This window comes from Mumia xiangluensis, assembly GCF_010994095.1.
GTDB classification, from domain to species: Bacteria; Actinomycetota; Actinomycetes; order Propionibacteriales; family Nocardioidaceae; genus Mumia; species Mumia xiangluensis.
The window spans coordinates 316,446-331,495 of record NZ_WJYO01000004.1; the positions used below are offsets into that span (position 1 = coordinate 316,446).

14 protein-coding genes are annotated in these 15,050 nt (G+C 70.2%); 11 read left to right on the forward strand and 3 right to left on the reverse strand.

What is annotated here, in order from left to right; genetic code table 11:
* The first annotated feature begins 77 nt into the window (after nt 1-77).
* Nucleotides 78-644: an MFS transporter gene (locus tag GH747_RS14615; protein ID WP_149770327.1), complete on the forward strand. Its 567-nt coding sequence runs from the start codon at nt 78-80 to the stop codon at nt 642-644.
* On the opposite strand, the gene GH747_RS14620 is transcribed toward GH747_RS14615, so the two are convergent.
* Together GH747_RS14620 and galK are read right to left on the reverse strand one after the other, a co-directional pair.
* Entirely contained in the window at nt 598-1,452 is an 855-nt protein-coding gene (locus tag GH747_RS14620; protein ID WP_377036091.1) for a prephenate dehydratase, read from the reverse strand. The two genes, GH747_RS14615 and GH747_RS14620, sit on opposite strands and share 47 nt — an antisense overlap.
* A 148-nt stretch (nt 1,453-1,600) precedes the next feature.
* Nucleotides 1,601-2,719 carry a galactokinase gene (gene galK, locus GH747_RS14625; RefSeq protein ID WP_205602949.1) on the reverse strand — a complete coding sequence of 373 codons (1,119 nt, stop codon included), beginning with the start codon at nt 2,717-2,719 and terminating at the stop codon, nt 1,601-1,603.
* A 41-nt stretch (nt 2,720-2,760) separates the two neighbouring features.
* Between galK and GH747_RS14630 the strand changes: the two genes are divergently transcribed.
* The 5 genes from GH747_RS14630 to GH747_RS14650 are packed head-to-tail and all read left to right on the forward strand — an operon-like array spanning nt 2,761 to nt 7,715.
* Nucleotides 2,761-4,041, forward strand: coding sequence for a hemolysin family protein (locus GH747_RS14630; protein ID WP_149770330.1), 1,281 nt, complete (start codon nt 2,761-2,763; stop codon nt 4,039-4,041).
* A gap of 35 nt (nt 4,042-4,076) precedes the next feature.
* Nucleotides 4,077-5,093 (forward strand): tryptophan--tRNA ligase, encoded by a 1,017-nt coding sequence (gene trpS, locus GH747_RS14635; RefSeq protein WP_149770331.1) that lies wholly within the window; start codon nt 4,077-4,079, stop codon nt 5,091-5,093.
* Nucleotides 5,094-5,132: 39 nt separating this feature from the next.
* A complete protein-coding gene (locus GH747_RS14640; protein ID WP_149770332.1) occupies nt 5,133-5,645 on the forward strand; it encodes a 2'-5' RNA ligase family protein in 513 nt (170 codons plus the stop codon).
* Between the two features lie 31 nt (nt 5,646-5,676).
* Nucleotides 5,677-6,759: a YihY/virulence factor BrkB family protein gene (locus tag GH747_RS14645; protein WP_163695645.1), complete on the forward strand. Its 1,083-nt coding sequence runs from the start codon at nt 5,677-5,679 to the stop codon at nt 6,757-6,759.
* On the forward strand, nt 6,756-7,715 hold the full coding sequence (locus GH747_RS14650; RefSeq protein WP_163695648.1) for a serine/threonine dehydratase: 960 nt from the start codon (nt 6,756-6,758) through the stop codon (nt 7,713-7,715). Before GH747_RS14645 ends, GH747_RS14650 begins: the two co-directional genes overlap by 4 nt.
* 2 nt (nt 7,716-7,717) lie before the next feature.
* Here the strand turns inward: GH747_RS14650 and GH747_RS14655 are convergent, their stop codons facing one another.
* Nucleotides 7,718-8,698, reverse strand: coding sequence for a LysR family transcriptional regulator (locus GH747_RS14655; protein WP_149770335.1), 981 nt, complete (start codon nt 8,696-8,698; stop codon nt 7,718-7,720).
* An 88-nt stretch (nt 8,699-8,786) separates the two neighbouring features.
* Between GH747_RS14655 and GH747_RS14660 the strand changes: the two genes are divergently transcribed.
* The 5 genes from GH747_RS14660 to GH747_RS14680 all read left to right on the forward strand — a co-directional run bounded on the left by GH747_RS14660 (nt 8,787) and on the right by GH747_RS14680 (nt 15,023).
* Nucleotides 8,787-9,503 carry a succinate dehydrogenase cytochrome b subunit gene (locus GH747_RS14660; protein ID WP_149770336.1) on the forward strand — a complete coding sequence of 239 codons (717 nt, stop codon included), beginning with the start codon at nt 8,787-8,789 and terminating at the stop codon, nt 9,501-9,503.
* A gap of 4 nt (nt 9,504-9,507) precedes the next feature.
* A complete protein-coding gene (locus tag GH747_RS14665) occupies nt 9,508-11,481 on the forward strand; it encodes a fumarate reductase/succinate dehydrogenase flavoprotein subunit (RefSeq protein ID WP_149770337.1) in 1,974 nt (657 codons plus the stop codon).
* Complete coding sequence (locus tag GH747_RS14670) at nt 11,478-12,224, forward strand: succinate dehydrogenase/fumarate reductase iron-sulfur subunit (RefSeq protein WP_149770338.1); 747 nt, start codon at nt 11,478-11,480, stop codon at nt 12,222-12,224. Before GH747_RS14665 ends, GH747_RS14670 begins: the two co-directional genes overlap by 4 nt.
* A gap of 278 nt (nt 12,225-12,502) precedes the next feature.
* The gene (locus tag GH747_RS14675) at nt 12,503-13,681 is read left to right on the forward strand and encodes an amidohydrolase (protein ID WP_149770339.1); all 1,179 of its coding nucleotides are present in this window, start codon (nt 12,503-12,505) and stop codon (nt 13,679-13,681) included.
* Nucleotides 13,682-13,943: 262 nt separating this feature from the next.
* Nucleotides 13,944-15,023: a BMP family lipoprotein gene (locus GH747_RS14680; protein ID WP_205602950.1), complete on the forward strand. Its 1,080-nt coding sequence runs from the start codon at nt 13,944-13,946 to the stop codon at nt 15,021-15,023.
* Nucleotides 15,024-15,050: the final 27 nt, after the last annotated feature.

Consider the following 15,050-nt stretch of genomic DNA (forward strand, 5'->3'; position numbering starts at 1 on the left):
GTGCTGGTATTCGGCTCGGATCCTGCACGATCCTGCGGAGGCAGCACGAAGCGTGGCCACGACGATAGGGTCCCGCCATGGCTCGTAGAGGCGTTCATCGGGGGGACGCGCTGCCTCGCGCACTGCGGCCGAAGCGCACGCGGGCGGAGATCATCGCCAATGTCCTGCTGGCCACGGGTCTTGCGGTGGTCTTGGTCGTGGTTCTGCCGGTCGGCTGGCTGAGGGCGTACGACAGTGCGCTCCTGCTGACTGGAGCAGCGATGCTGGTCGGGTGGGCGGCCCTCGAGATCGGCTCGCTCGCGCCCCACACTGACGAACCGAAGCGGGAGTTTCGACTGCGGCGGTTCGCGACCGTGTTCACCGTGGGAGGGTTGCTCGCCCAGCTCGTCGCCCTGATCCAGATCGCCCGCATCGGTCGCGGCTGGTGGGCGCTCTTCATGGTCGGCGTCGTCGCCTACGCCATCGGTAAGGTGCTTGAGCTGTACGTGACGCGAGACGAGCGCGCGGCGCAGCAGGAACGCGACCAGGAGAAGTGGGCGTACGAGCACCGGCGTCGAGAGGCCGCCCGGTTCGCCGCGTACGAGGCGTACGAGGCGGCTACGCGTCCGCGAACCGATGCGGGTGCGCCGGATACACACCCATGACCTGGACCTCGGTCGAGAAGAACGCCAGCTCCTCCAGCGCACGGGCGAGCGGCGGGTCCTCGGGATGGCCGTCGACCTCGGCCAGGAACATCGTCGCGGTGAAGGTCCCGCCGACCATGTAGCTCTCGAGCTTCGTCATGTTGATGCCGTTCGTCGCGAAGCCTCCGAGCGCCTTGTAGAGCGCGGCAGGGATGTTGCGCACGTTGAAGACGAACGTCGTCACTGTCGGCCAGTCGCCCTGCTCCGGGACCTCCGGGTGACGTGACAGCACCACGAAACGGGTGGTGTTGTGGTCCTCGTCCTCGACGGTGGTCGCGAGCGTGTCGAGGCCGTAGGTCTGCGCGGCCAGTGGGGGAGCGAGCGCGGCCTTGGTCGGGTCGCCCCACTCCGCGACCTCGCGTGCGGCCCCGGCGGTGTCGCCGGCGATGACCTGCGAGAGCTTGAGGTCGCGGATGATCCGCCGGCACTGGCCGAGGGCGTGGACGTGGCTGTGGACCTCGGTGATCGTCTCCAGCGTGGCGCCGGGGACCGCGAGGAGGTCGAAGTGGATCGGGAGGAAGTACTCGCCGACGATGTGCAGCCCGGAGTGGGGGAGGAAGTGGTGGATGTCCGCGACCCGGCCCGCGAGCGTGTTGTCGATCGGGATCATCGCCAGCCCTGCGGTCCCGTCGGTCACCGCGGTGAAGGCGTCCTCGAACGACGCGCACGCCATCGGCTCCCACTCGGGGTAGGCGTCGGCGCACGCGATGTGCGAGTTGGCGCCGGGCTCGCCCTGGTAGGCGATACGGCGCGGCAGATCCAGGTCCAGGCTCACGGCAGCCATCATCGCACCGGGTTCCGCACGGCCGCCGTTGGTGCCTCCGTGGTCACGCGGCGCGGTCGTGTGACCACGGAGGCACCAACGCGCGCAGGGACACGGAAACGGTGGCTCGCGGGCGTACGGCGGTGGCTCGGCGTCAGGAGACGCGGTGGGCGCCCTGGGACGGAGCGACGACGAACGTACGGGGGGCCTTGAAGTCGATCCGGGTGAACGCGTCGGTCACCGCCGCACTCACCGCCTCGACACGGTCGGCCTCCACGAGTGCGATCGCGCTCCCGCCGAACCCGCCGCCGGTCATCCGGGCACCGAGCGCCCCGTGCTCCAGCGCCGCCTCCACCGTCAGGTCGAGCTCGGGAGCGCTCACCGCGAAGTCGTCGCGCAACGACACGTGGGACGCCGTCATGAGCTGTCCGAACTGGGTCCAGTCCCGGGCCGCGAGCGCGCGGGTGGCGGAGCGTACGCGCTGGGTCTCGGTGATCACGTGGCGCAGCCGCGCCTTGAGCTCGGGGTCCTCGACCTTCAGCACTGCGTCGGGCGGTGCGGACGCGAGCGTCTCGAGACCCAGCAGCGTCGCCAGCTCCTCGGTCTGGGCCCGCCGCTTGCCGTACTCGCCGCCGGCGTGGCTGTGCTTCGCGCGCGTGTCGACCACGAGCAGCGCGAGGCCGTCCTCGACCCAGTGGGCTGGCACCGGCTTCACCGTCGGAGGCAGTGACGCAGTCTCGATCAGGAGGGCGTGCCCCTCCGACCCGCACATCGACGCGAGCTGGTCCATGGACCCGGTGGGCGCGCCGGCGTACGCGTTCTCGGCGCGCTGGCACAGCAGCGCCATCTCGACCGGGTCGACGTCCCAGCCCTCGATCCCGGCGAGTGCGACGCCCACGCCGCACTCCAGCGCGGCCGAGCTCGACAGTCCTGCCCCGAGCGGCACGTCGGACGAGATCACGAGGTCGGCTCCCCGCGTCGTACGGCCTGACTCCGCCAACGACCAGACCGCGCCCGCGACGTAGCGCCCCCAGCCCTTGACGTCGCCCGGCGTGGTGTCGGCGCCGAACTCGACCGACCCGTCGCTGATCGACGACCACACCCGCACCCGCCCGTCGGTTCGCCGGCGCGCCTTGACCGTGGTGTGGAGGTCGATCGCGATCGGCATCGCGGGGCCCCCGACGTAGTCGAGGTGCTCCCCGATCAGGTTCACGCGTCCGGGGGCGGCCCAGACACCGATCTCACCCTCGGCGAGGGGCTCCGCTGCGGTCATGCCCGACATCCTTGCTCATGGCGTCTCGCTACGCTGGAACGGTGGACGGGACCCTGTGGAACATCGCCCTCGTGCTGGTCTTCATCCTGCTCGGCGGGGTGTTCGCGGCGGCCGAGATGGCGCTGGTCTCGCTGCGGGACTCCCAGCTCCCGGAGATCGCGACCCGCGGGAAGCGCGGCGCGACCGTCGCGCGGCTGGCCTCCGACCCCAACCGCTTCCTGTCCGCTGTGCAGATCGGGGTCACGCTGTCGGGATTCCTGTCGGCGGCGTTCGGCGGTGCGACCCTCGCGAGCGACCTGAGCCCGCTGCTGGAGGACCTCGGGATGTCCGAGGCCCTCTCGTCGGTGACGGCGCTCATCCTGATCACGATCTTCATCTCGTACCTGTCGATCGTCTTCTCCGAGCTCACCGCCAAGCGTCTCGCGATGCAGCACGCCGTCACCTTCTCGCTCGCGCTCGCCCCGGCCGTCGACGCGATCGCCCGCTTCGCGACGCCGGTCATCTGGCTCCTGTCGGTGTCGACGAACTTCGTCGTCCGCATGCTCGGCGGCGACCCCTCGGCGGCGCGCGAGGAGATCACCGACGTCGAGCTCCGCGGACTGCTGCAGACCACCGAAGGCCTGTCGGACGAGGAGCGCAGCATCGTCGAGGACGTGTTCGCGGCAGGTGACCGCCAGGTGCGCGAGGTGATGCTGCCTCGTACGGAGGTCGACTTCATGGACGCCTCCATGCCGGTCTACAAGGCCGTGCAGCTCGCTCGCGAGCAACCCCACTCCCGCTATCCGGTGATCGACGGCTCGGCCGACGAGATCGAGGGGTTCGTCCACGTACGCGACCTGTTCGACCCCGGCATGCACGACCGCTCCGTCCGCGTCGGCGAGCTCGTGCGCGAGGTCGTGATGATCCCGGGCACCCGCCCCGTGCTCGCCGCGATGACCGACATGCGGCGCGCGCAGGTCCACCTCGCGATCGTGCTCGACGAGTACGGCGGAACCGACGGCATCGTCACCCTGGAGGACCTCGTCGAGGAGATCGTCGGCGACATCCGCGACGAGTACGACACGGACGAGACCGACGCCCCGGCGTTCATCGGCAACACCCTCGTCGTCGACGGGCTGCTCAACATCGAGGACTTCGCCGGCCAGACCGGCATCACGCTGCCCGACGGACCGTACGAGACGGTCGCCGGGTACGTGACCGCGCGGCTCGGCCGGCTCCCCGACGTCGGGGACGCCGTCGGCCTCGACGGGTTCCGGCTGGTGGTCGACGAGAAGGACGGGCGGCGTGTCGCCCGGTTGCGTCTCGTGCGCGAGGACGCCTGAGAAATCGCCTGGACCGGGCTGGCAGAATCGACCCCATGTCCGTCGCCCCCTCTGGCCCCCGCGTGTTCTCCGGCATCCAGCCGACCGCCGACTCGTTCCACCTCGGCAACTACCTGGGTGCGCTCCGGCACTGGATCCGGCTGCAGGACGACCACGACGCGTTCTACTGCGTCGTCGACATGCACGCGATCACGGTCGAGCACGACCCGGTGGCGCTGCGCGAGCGCACCTATCGATCCGCGGCACAGCTCATCGCGATGGGCCTCGACCCGCAGCGCAGCACGCTGTTCGCGCAGAGCCAGGTGCCGGCGCACGCCGAGCTGGCCTGGGTCCTGAACTGCATCACCGGCCTCGGGGAGGCGCGGCGCATGACGCAGTTCAAGGACAAGTCGGCCAAGGGCGGTCTCGAGCAGGCCTCGGTCGGGCTGCTGACGTACCCGATGCTGATGGCCGCCGACATCCTGCTCTACCAGACCGAGGCCGTCCCGGTCGGCGAGGACCAGCGCCAGCACCTCGAGCTCACCCGCGACCTCGCGCAGCGGTTCAACAGCCGCTTCGGCGACACGTTCACGATCCCGGCGCCGCTGATCATCTCCGACACCGCCAAGATCGTCGACCTCCAGGAACCCGCGATCAAGATGAGCAAGTCGGCGTCCTCGCCGAAGGGCATCGTCGACGTCCTCGACGACCCCAAGGCAGCTGCCAAGAAGATCCGGTCAGCCGTCACGGACTCCGAGGCCGAGGTGCGCTTCGACCGCGAGGACAAGCCCGGCGTCTCCAACCTGCTGACGATCTACTCGGCGCTCACGGGACGCAAGGTCAGCGAGATCGCCGACCAGTACGCCGGTCAGGGCTACGGCGCGTTCAAGGTCGACCTGAGCGAGATCGTGGCCGACTTCGTCTCGCCGCTGCGGGAGCGCACCGACGCCCTCCTCGCCGACCGTGCCGAGCTGGACGCGATCCTGCGCGACGGCGCCGCCGCGGCCCGCGAGGTCGCGTCGACGACGCTCGCCGCGGTGTACGACCGGGTCGGTTTCGTCGGTCAGACGTAGGACTCCACCCGGGGCGCGGCTGGCGCTAGGGTGGGCGCCATGCCCACGATCGGCGTCGCCATCCCCGTCCCCGAACCCTGGGGCAGCGAGCTACGCGAGCGCCGGGCGGACTTCGGTGACCCGCAGGCGGCGCTCATCCCGACGCACGTGACACTGCTGCCGCCGACGGACGTGGCCGAGGCCGACCTCGAGGCGCTCCACAGCAAGCTCGCCGTCGACGCGACCGCGGTGGAGCCGTTCATCATGCGGCTGCGCGGCACGGGCACGTTCCGGCCCGTGTCGCCGGTGGTCTTCGTCGCGGTCAGCGAAGGCATCTCCAGCACCGAGCTGCTCGCCAAGCACATCCGCGTCGGGCTGATCGACGAGAGCCAGCTCGTGTTCCCCTTCCACCCGCACGTGACCGTCGCGCACCACCTGGACGACGCGGCGCTCGACCTTGCGTACGACTCGCTCGCCGACTTCGCGTGCGAGTTCGAGGTGCGGGCGTTCGCGGTCTACCTGCACGATGACGAGGCGGGCTGGGTCCCGTACCTGGAGTTCCAGCTGGGCTGACGCCGAGCGCACACGGGGGAGCGGGGGATCGATGATCGGTCGCGCCAAGGCCGCGTTCGCCGCGCTGCGTCGCCGCAGCACGTTCGTCGACCACGTCGTCCGGACGATCCAGCACTTCGGTGCCGTGCGCGGCAGCATCCTCGCCGGCGGCATCACGTACTTCGGGTTCCTGTCGATCTTCCCGATCCTCGCCCTGGCCTTCTTCGTCGTCGGCTACATCTCCGAGTACTTCCCGAACGCCGACGACGCGCTCGAGACGGCGATCAGCCAGATCCTCCCGGGCATCGTCACGACGGAGGACCCCCCGCCGGCCGGTCAGATCTCGTTCGACCAGATCGCGGCCACCCGCAACATCGCCGGCGTGATCGGTGCCCTCGGTGTCCTCTACACCGGGCTCGGGTTCGTCTCGAACCTGCGGTCCTCCCTCGAGGTGGCGTTCGGCGTGTCGAAGCAGCGTGCGTACGGGTTCGTGCCCGGCAAGCTGCGCGACCTCGCGACGCTGGCGCTCGTCGGCCTGATGATCCTGCTGTCGGTCGGCATCTCGAGCGCCGTCACCCAGAACGCGAGCACGCTCCTGGACACGATCGGCATCAGGAGCAGCACCGCAGCGGTGGCCGTGGGCGTCCTGAGCGTCCTTCTCGGGATCGCGTCGAGCACCGTCCTGTTCTTCGTGATCTACAAGCTCCTCCCGCACACCGACGTGCCTGCACGGGCGATGTGGTCCGGCGCGCTGCTCGCGGCGATCGGCTTCGAGATCATCAAGCAGCTCGCGGCGTTCCTCCTGGGGGCCGCCGCCGGTGGTGCGCTCGCGTCGCTCGCTCTGTCGGTGACGCTGCTGGTCTGGATCTACTACTTCGCGCAGCTGACGGTCTACGGAGCGAGCTGGTCGGTGATGGCGCCGGCGTCGCGGCGGCGGCCGACCGCCGTCGTACCCCGTGTGGTGCCCGTCGTCGGCGGGAGCGCTGCCTCGCCGCTGGGACTGCCCGCGGTCCCTGCGCTCGAGACGCAGCGCGACGAGGCGGTCACGACGTCGCGCGTCCTCCTCCTGCTCGGCGGCGCGGCGCTCGGGGCCTGGGCATGGGGGCGGCACGGACGGCAGAAGGACGAATCATGACGGTGCGGCTGCCAGAGCACGAGGATCTCGAGGCCGCGTACACGCTGCTGCGGCCGTTGGTCCGTCGTACGCCCGTGATGGAGGTGGCGGGCGGCGACCTCGGCGTCCCCGGACGTGTCCTGCTGAAGCTGGAGCTGATGCAGCACACCGGCTCGTTCAAGGCGCGCGGCGCTCTCCACACGGTCCTGCGCATGCCCGAGGGCACGACCGGCGCGGTGGCGGCGTCGGGCGGCAACCACGGGGCCGCGGTGGCGTGGGCCTGCGGGATCGCCGGGATCGCGGCCGACATCTTCGTCCCCGCCACCTCGCCGGCAGAGAAGGTGCGCAGGATCGAGGCGTACGGCGGGACGGCACACGTCGTCGACGGCTACTACTCCGCCGCGTACGACGCCTCCCGCCGGTGGTCGGAGGGGCGCGACGTGGTCGCGGTGCACGCCTACGACGCCGCGTCGATCGTGGCTGGAGCGGCGGGTGTCGGGATCGAGGTCGGCGACCAGGCGCCGTTCGCCCGCCGGGTGCTGGTTCCCTGCGGTGGCGGCGGACTCTACAGCGGCACCGCGCTCGCGCTGCGCGAGCGGATCCAGGTCGTTCCCGTCGAGCCGGAGCGGTGTCCGTCGCTGGCGGCCGCGGTGGAGGCCGGTGGACCCGTCGACGTCGACGTGTCCGGGGTGGCGGCGGACTCGCTGGGAGCGGCGCGGATCGGCGAGCACGCCTACGCCGTCGCTGGCGCGCTGGGTGCGGCGCCGCTGCTCGTGAGCGACGACCAGATCCTCGCGGCGCGACGGTTGCTGTGGGAGGAGTGTCGTGTGCTCGCCGAGCCCGGGGGAGTCACGGCGCTCGCCGCCGTGATGTCGGGCGCAGCCGACGTCCGCGACGGTGAGACGGTGGTCGTGGTGGTGTCGGGCGCGAACCACCCGACGATCCCGGAGGACGTCGTCGCCCCCGTCTCCCGGTGAGCTCAGTCGACCAGGTCGACGTCGACGCCGAGCGCGTCGGCCGCGAGCCCGCGCAGATGGTCGACGAGCACGTCGCGGAACGTCCGCGAGGCCAGCGGCAGCGCCTGCGTACGCCGGTGGGCGAGGGCGATGGTCCGGGTGAGCTCGGGCTCCCCGATCGGGGTCGCGCGCAGCGACGGCCGCGACGCGAGCACCATGCTCGGCACCACGGCATGCCCGAGACCTGCCTCCACGAACCGCAGGACAGCGTTCATCTCGCCGCCCTCGATCGCCACGGTCGGCTCGAAGCCCGCGTCGAGGCACGCGTTCATCGTGGTGTCACGCAGGTCGTACCCCTCTCGGAACATCACCAGCGGCACGTTCTCGAGGTCGCGGACGGCGAGCGGGCCGTCGCCGAGGCCGGGCCCGCTGACCGGGCTCGCGGTGCTGGACGCGCTCGCGGGGCTCGCGGTGGTCGACGCGCTCGCGGGGCTCGCGACGACAAGCCGCTCGCGCAGCAGCGGCCTCGCGACGAGATCAGGGTCGTCGCTGCGCAGCGGCACGATCACCAGGGCGAGATCGAGGTCACCGCGGCCCAGGGCGCGGGTGAGCGTGCGGGACCCACCCTCGGTGACCTCGAGCTCGATGCCGGGATAGGCCTCGCGGAACGCGATCAGCGCGTCCGCCATGAGGCCGTCCCACATCGACGGCGTCGCGCCGACCCGTACGCGCCCGCGCTGCAGACCCGCGACCTCGCGCACCGCGCGCAGACCCTCGTCGACCTCGATGAGGATCTCCTGGGCGTGGGGGAGGAGCGCCTCGCCGGCCGGTGTCAGGCGTACGTCGCCGCGCTCGCGCTCGAACAGCGCGGTGCCGAGCGAGTTCTCGAGGACCCGGATCTGCTTCGACAGGCTCGGTTGTGAGACGCCGCAGTCCTCGGCGGCCTGGGTGAAGTGCCGTGTGCGCGCGACGGCGACGAAGTAGGCGAGCTGCTGGATCTGCACGATTTCCAGTGTGCCATGCCCAACGGCTATGAAAGTAAGCCTCAGTATGACTTAGCGCAACCTCACTGCACCGGCCTATCGTGACGGGGTGGCGACAACTCAGATGACCAAGCGGGTGGGCGCGCGTCGTTCCACCGTTGCGCTCAAGGCGCTCATGGCGGTCAGCGGCCTCATCATGGTCGGCTACCTGCTGCTTCACATGTACGGCAACCTCAAGGTCTTCAGCGGCCAGGTCGCCTTCGACGAGTACTCGCACCACCTGCGGACCATCGGTGAGCCGCTGCTCCCGGAGTCGGGCCTGCTCTGGATCATCCGCGTGGTGCTGCTGGCGGCGATCATCGCCCACGTCTACTCCGCCGTGGTGCTGACGGTCCGCGACCGGAAGGCGACCCGCACCGGATCGGGCCCGCGCTACAAGTCGAAGCAGAACAAGCGCGGTTTCCAGCGCAGCTACGCGTCGTTCACGCTGCGGTGGGGCGGCGTCATCATCTTCCTCTTCATCATCTTCCACCTGCTGAACCTCACGACGAACGACATCGCCCCCGGCGGTGCGTCGGCGAGCCCGTACGAGCGGGTGCTCAACACGTTCGGCGAGTGGTACATGGTGCTCGTCTACACGATCGCGCTGCTGGCCGTGGGGTTCCACCTGCGTCACGGCGTCTGGGCCGCGGGCATGACCCTCGGCGCCAACACGAGCGTGAAGGCTCGTCGCAACCTCAACGTCCTCGCGTACGCGCTCTCGGGAATCATCACGATCGGCTTCCTGATCCCGCCGTACGCCATTCTCTTCGGATGGGTGGGCTGACCCCATGACCGTGAACACGCAAGCTCGCACCGACGAGTTCACCGACATCTACGACCTCGGTGAGCCGATCGCGGACACCCGCGCGCCCGACGTCGACGTACGGCAGCGGTGGGAGACCCGCCGGTTCGAGGCGAAGCTCGTCAACCCCGCGAACCGCCGCAAGCTCAAGGTGATCATCGTCGGCACCGGCCTGGCCGGGGCCTCGGCCGCCGCCACGCTCGGCGAGGCGGGCTACCACGTCACCAGCTTCTGCTACCAGGACAGCCCGCGTCGCGCGCACTCGATCGCCGCGCAGGGTGGCATCAACGCCGCGAAGAACTACCGCAACGACGGCGACTCGATCTACCGCCTGTTCTACGACACGGTGAAGGGCGGCGACTTCCGCAGCCGCGAGTCCAACGTCTACCGGCTGGCGCAGGTCTCGGTCGAGATCATCGACCAGTGCGTCGCGCAGGGTGTCCCGTTCGCCCGCGAGTACGGCGGCCTCCTCGACAACCGTTCGTTCGGTGGCGTCCAGGTCTCCCGTACGTTCTACGCCCGCGGTCAGACGGGTCAGCAGCTGCTGATCGGCGCGTACCAGGCGCTCGAGCGTCAGGTCGCCGCCGGCACGGTCATCAACCACACGCGTCACGAGATGCTCGAGGTCATCGTCGCCGACGACCGCGCACGCGGCGTGATCGTCCGTGACATGGTCACCGGCGAGATCGAGACCCACTTCGCCGACGCGGTCGTGCTGGCGACCGGCGGCTACGGCAACGTCTTCTTCCTGTCGACGAACGCGATGGGCTGCAACGTCACCGCCAACTGGCGGGCGCACCGCAAGGGCGCCTACTTCGGCAACCCCTGCTACACGCAGATCCACCCGACCTGCATCCCGGTCTCCGGCGACTACCAGTCGAAGCTGACCCTGATGAGCGAGTCGCTGCGCAACGACGGTCGCATCTGGGTCCCGAAGAAGGCCGGCGACGACCGACCCGCTTCGCAGATCCCCGAGGACGAGCGCGACTACTACCTGGAGCGCCAGTACCCGTCGTTCGGCAACCTCGTGCCGCGTGACATCGCCTCGCGCGCCGCGAAGTACGTCTGCGACGAGGGCCGCGGCGTCGGCCCGGGCGGCCTCGGTGTCTACCTCGACTTCGCCGATGCGATCACGCGGCTGGGTCGGGACACGGTCGAGGCGAAGTACGGCAACCTCTTCGACATGTACGCCCAGATCACCGGCGAGAACCCGTACGAGACGCCGATGCGGATCTACCCGGCGGTGCACTACACGATGGGTGGCCTGTGGGTCGACTACGACCTGCAGAGCTCGATCACCGGCCTGTTCGTGACCGGCGAGGCCAACTTCTCCGACCACGGCGCCAACCGCCTCGGCGCCAGCGCGCTGATGCAGGGCCTGGCCGACGGCTACTTCGTGCTCCCGTACACGCTGGCGAACTACCTCGCCGACGGCCCGTACGAGCCGATCGACGAGACGCACCCCGCGGCCGTCGAGGCGAAGCAGCAGGTCACCGACCGCATCGAGAAGCTGCTGTCGATCAACGGCACCCGCACGGTCGACTCGTTCCACCGCGAGCTCGGCACCATCATGTGGGAGTACTGCGGCATGGCGCGCACCGAGGGCGGCCTGCTGAAGGCGATCGAGCTCATCCGCGAGCTGCGCACGGAGTTCTGGCGCAACGTCAAGGTGACCGGCGTCAACGAGGACCTCAACCAGACCCTCGAGCGTGCGGGCCGCGTCGCGGACTTCATCGATCTCGGTGAGCTGATGTGCATCGACGCGCTACACCGCCGCGAGTCGTGCGGCGGCCACTTCCGCGTCGAGAGCCAGACCGAGGACGGCGAGGCGCTGCGTCACGACGACGACTTCGCCTACGTCGCCGCATGGGAGTTCGGTGGGGACGGCGGCAAGCCGGTCCTGCACAAGGAAGCCCTGATCTACCAGAACGTCGAGATGAAGCAGCGGAGCTACAAGTGAAGATCACCGTTCGTGTGTGGCGTCAGGCCAACCCGTCCGACGAGGGCAAGATGGTCGGCTACGACCTGGACGACGTGTCGGAGCACATGTCGTTCCTCGAGATGCTCGACGTGCTCAACGAGCGCCTCACGCTCGAGGGCGAGGAGCCGATCGCGTTCGACAGCGACTGTCGCGAGGGCATCTGCGGCATGTGCGGCCTGGTCATCAACGGCCTCGCGCACGGCCCGGAGCGTACGACCACGTGCCAGCTGCACATGCGCTCCTTCAAGGACGGGGACGTCATCGACATCGAGCCCTGGCGCTCGTCGAGCTTCCCGGTCGTGAAGGACCTCGTGGTCGACCGCGGCGCGTTCGACCGCATCATCCAGGCGGGCGGCTACATCAGCGCGCCGACCGGGTCGGCCCCCGAGGCGAACAACCTCCCGGTGCCGAAGGAGAACGCCGACCACGCGTTCGAGGCGGCGACCTGCATCGGCTGTGGCGCCTGCGTGGCAGCGTGCCCCAACGGCTCGGCGATGCTCTTCACCGCTGCCAAGATCACCCACCTCGGACTGCTCCCGCAGGGGCAGCCCGAGCGTGCGTCGCGCGTGCTCGGCATGGTCGAGCAGCACGATCACGAGGGCTTCGGCAACTGCACCAACATCGGTGAGTGCACGGCGGCCTGCCCCAAGGGCATCCCGCTCGACACGATCTCGCGGCTCAACCGCGACCTGCTCGGTGCGCTCGCCAAGGGCAAGGCCTGACGCAGTCCGTACGACGGCCCCGTACCGGTACGCCGGTGCGGGGCCGTCGTCGTACGCGTTCGTGTCACCCCGCCGCAGTCGCGCGTCGCGGTGAGTGTGGTCCCACGCGGCAACCCCCGCGGTGAGTGTGGTCCCACGCGCACCCCGGCCGGTGGGACCAGGGTCACCGCCGAGCGGGACGGGCGGTGCGGTGCGGGCGGTGCGGGCGGTGCGCGCGTACGCGTCTCGCTCGCTGTCACCCGCACGGCGTGCCCGAGGGCTCGCGTTAGCCTGGGGGCATGGCCACGCCCTCCGACCTCGTCGACGCCGTCGACGCTCTCGTCCCTGATCTGCTCGAGGTACGCCGTGACCTGCACGCGCACCCCGAGCTGTCCTGGGAGGAGCAGCGGACGACCGAGGTCGTCGCGCGGTGGCTCGACAAGTTCGGCATCGCGGCCACCCGGCTCGACCCGACGGGACTCGTCGCCGAGGTGGGCGATGCGGAGGGTCCGGTGATCGCGCTGCGGGCCGACCTCGACGCGCTGCCCATCGCCGACCGTACGTCCGACCCGTGGCGCTCGACCGTCCCCGGCGTCGCCCACGCCTGCGGGCACGACGTCCACACCACGGTGCTGCTCGGTGCGGCCGGGGCGCTGGCCCGCTGCGCCCGCGAGGGCAGCCTGCCGGTGCGGGTCCGCCTGGTCTTCCAGCCCGCCGAGGAGGTCATGCCGGGCGGGGCGCTGGCCGTGCTCGCCGCCGGCTCGCTGTCCGGGGTCTCGCGTGCGTTCGCCCTGCACTGCGACCCCTCGCTCGACGTGGGGCTGGTCGGGCTCCGCGAGGGCTCGATCACCGGCGCCGCCGACCGCGTCCGCGTCCAGCTGTCCGGGCGCGGCGGCCACACCTCGCGCCCGCACCTGACCCAGGACCTGACCTTCGCGCTCGCGACGCTCTGCACGCAGCTCCCGGCGGCGCTGTCGCGGCGTCTCGACCCTCGCGCCGGCGCGAGCCTGGTCTGGGGGAGCATCAACGCCGGCAGCGCACCCAACGTCATTCCTGCGTCCGGCGAGGCCACCGGCACGCTGCGCATGCTCGACGCGACGGCGTGGCACGAGGCCGAGCACCTCGTCCGCGCGCTCGTGCGCGAGATCGTCGCCCCGTACGGCGTCGACGCCGAGGTCACCTACACCCAGGGAGTGCCCCCGGTGGTCAACGACGTCGAGTCGACCGAGATCCTCCGGGACGCGGTCGCCGTCGCGCTCGGGCCGAGTGCCGTCACCACGACCAGCCAGAGCCTCGGTGGCGAGGACTTCGCGTGGTTCGTGGAGTCCGTGCCCGGCTCGATGGGGCGACTGGGGACGCGTACGCCCGGCGGACCGACGTACGACCTGCACCAGGGCAACCTGCGCGTCGACGAACGCGCGATCGCGATCGGTGCCAAGGTCCTCGCGATGGCAGCGCTGGCGAGCGCTCCAGGCTGAGCCTGGAGGAGCCGCACCCGGGATCGGGCCGCACAGCAACATCAATGTTCGACGGTGTGACGCTGTCCGTATTGGCGGCATCTTCCCAGCGCACGCCGCCGCACGGAGGGTGCGACGGAACGGGGTAACAAGTAAGTATCGGCTCCTGCCATCACACCGTCTCAGTGCCTCGTTTCAGCGCGTGCAGGGTTATGGTTCAAAAATCCGCCGGGGCTGGCCCGGCATGGATGCGATTCATGACTGAGGAGTCCCCTTGCGTCGAATGGGCAAGATCACCGCGCTGGCCGCGGTGGCCGTGCTGGCTCTGGCCGGGTGCGGCAGCGACGATGACAGCGACGGCGGTGACGACAACAACGCAGGCTCGGGCGGCAACGCCCTCGACTGCTCCGCCGCCGATGGTGACGGCCCCAAGGTCGGCATCGCTTACGACGTGGGTGGCCAGGGCGACAAGTCCTTCAACGACGCCGCAGCAGTCGGCGTGAAGAAGGCTGTCGACGACCTGGGTGCGACCTGCACCGAGGCCGAGGCCACCGACGGCGAGGCCGAGTCGGCCCGCGAGGATCGCCTCCGCCAGCTGGCCGACGGCGGCCACAACCCGATCCTGGCTGTCGGCTTCCTCTACAGCGAGGCTGTCAACAAGGTCGCGCCGGACTACCCGGACATCAGCTTCGACGTCGTCGACGGCTTCGACCCGGACGACGAGGCCAACGACAACGTCGCCTACCTCGGCTTCGCCGAGGAGCAGGGCTCGTTCCTGGTCGGCGTCGCTGCGGCCACCAAGTCCGAGGCCGGCAACGTCGGCTTCGTCGGCGGTGTGAACTCCGACCTCATCAAGAAGTTCGAGGCCGGCTTCACCGCGGGTGCGAAGGCCGTGAACCCCGACATCGAGATCCAGGTCAAGTACCTCCAGGAGTCCGACCCCAAGGGCTTCAACGACCCGGCTGCGGGCAAGGCCACGGCCACGGGCATGTACGACCAGGGCGCTGACATCGTCTACCACGCGAGCGGTGGCTCGGGTGCGGGCGTCTTCCAGGCTGCGGTCGAGGCCGGCGACGGCAAGTGGGCCATCGGCGTCGACTCCGACCAGTGGCAGACCGCCTCCGAGACGGAGCAGGCGCACATCCTGACCTCGATGCTCAAGCGCGTCGACGTCGCGGCGTTCGACGCGATCAGCGCCGTCGACAAGGGTGAGCCGCTGGTGAGCTACCAGGTGTACGACCTCAAGGTCGACGGCGTCGGCTACTCGACGTCCGGTGGCTTCGTCGACGACATCACCGGTGACATCGACGGCTACGCCGACCAGATCAAGAGCGGCGAGATCACGGTTCCGACGGCTCCGTGATCGCCGGATAGGGCCAGGAGCCCTATC

Excerpts from the sequence above, each read along its gene's own strand:
- GH747_RS14615 (WP_149770327.1), top strand. The coding sequence starts at position 78 with ATGGCTCGTAGAGGCGTTCATCGGGGGGACGCGCTGCCTCGCGCACTG.
- galK (WP_205602949.1), bottom strand. The coding sequence starts at position 2,719 with ATGACCGCAGCGGAGCCCCTCGCCGAGGGTGAGATCGGTGTCTGGGCC.
- trpS (WP_149770331.1), top strand. The coding sequence starts at position 4,077 with ATGTCCGTCGCCCCCTCTGGCCCCCGCGTGTTCTCCGGCATCCAGCCG.
- GH747_RS14640 (WP_149770332.1), top strand. The coding sequence starts at position 5,133 with ATGCCCACGATCGGCGTCGCCATCCCCGTCCCCGAACCCTGGGGCAGC.
- GH747_RS14645 (WP_163695645.1), top strand. The coding sequence starts at position 5,677 with ATGATCGGTCGCGCCAAGGCCGCGTTCGCCGCGCTGCGTCGCCGCAGC.
- GH747_RS14650 (WP_163695648.1), top strand. The coding sequence starts at position 6,756 with ATGACGGTGCGGCTGCCAGAGCACGAGGATCTCGAGGCCGCGTACACG.
- GH747_RS14665 (WP_149770337.1), top strand. The coding sequence starts at position 9,508 with ATGACCGTGAACACGCAAGCTCGCACCGACGAGTTCACCGACATCTAC.
- GH747_RS14675 (WP_149770339.1), top strand. The coding sequence starts at position 12,503 with ATGGCCACGCCCTCCGACCTCGTCGACGCCGTCGACGCTCTCGTCCCT.
- GH747_RS14680 (WP_205602950.1), top strand. The coding sequence starts at position 13,944 with ATGGGCAAGATCACCGCGCTGGCCGCGGTGGCCGTGCTGGCTCTGGCC.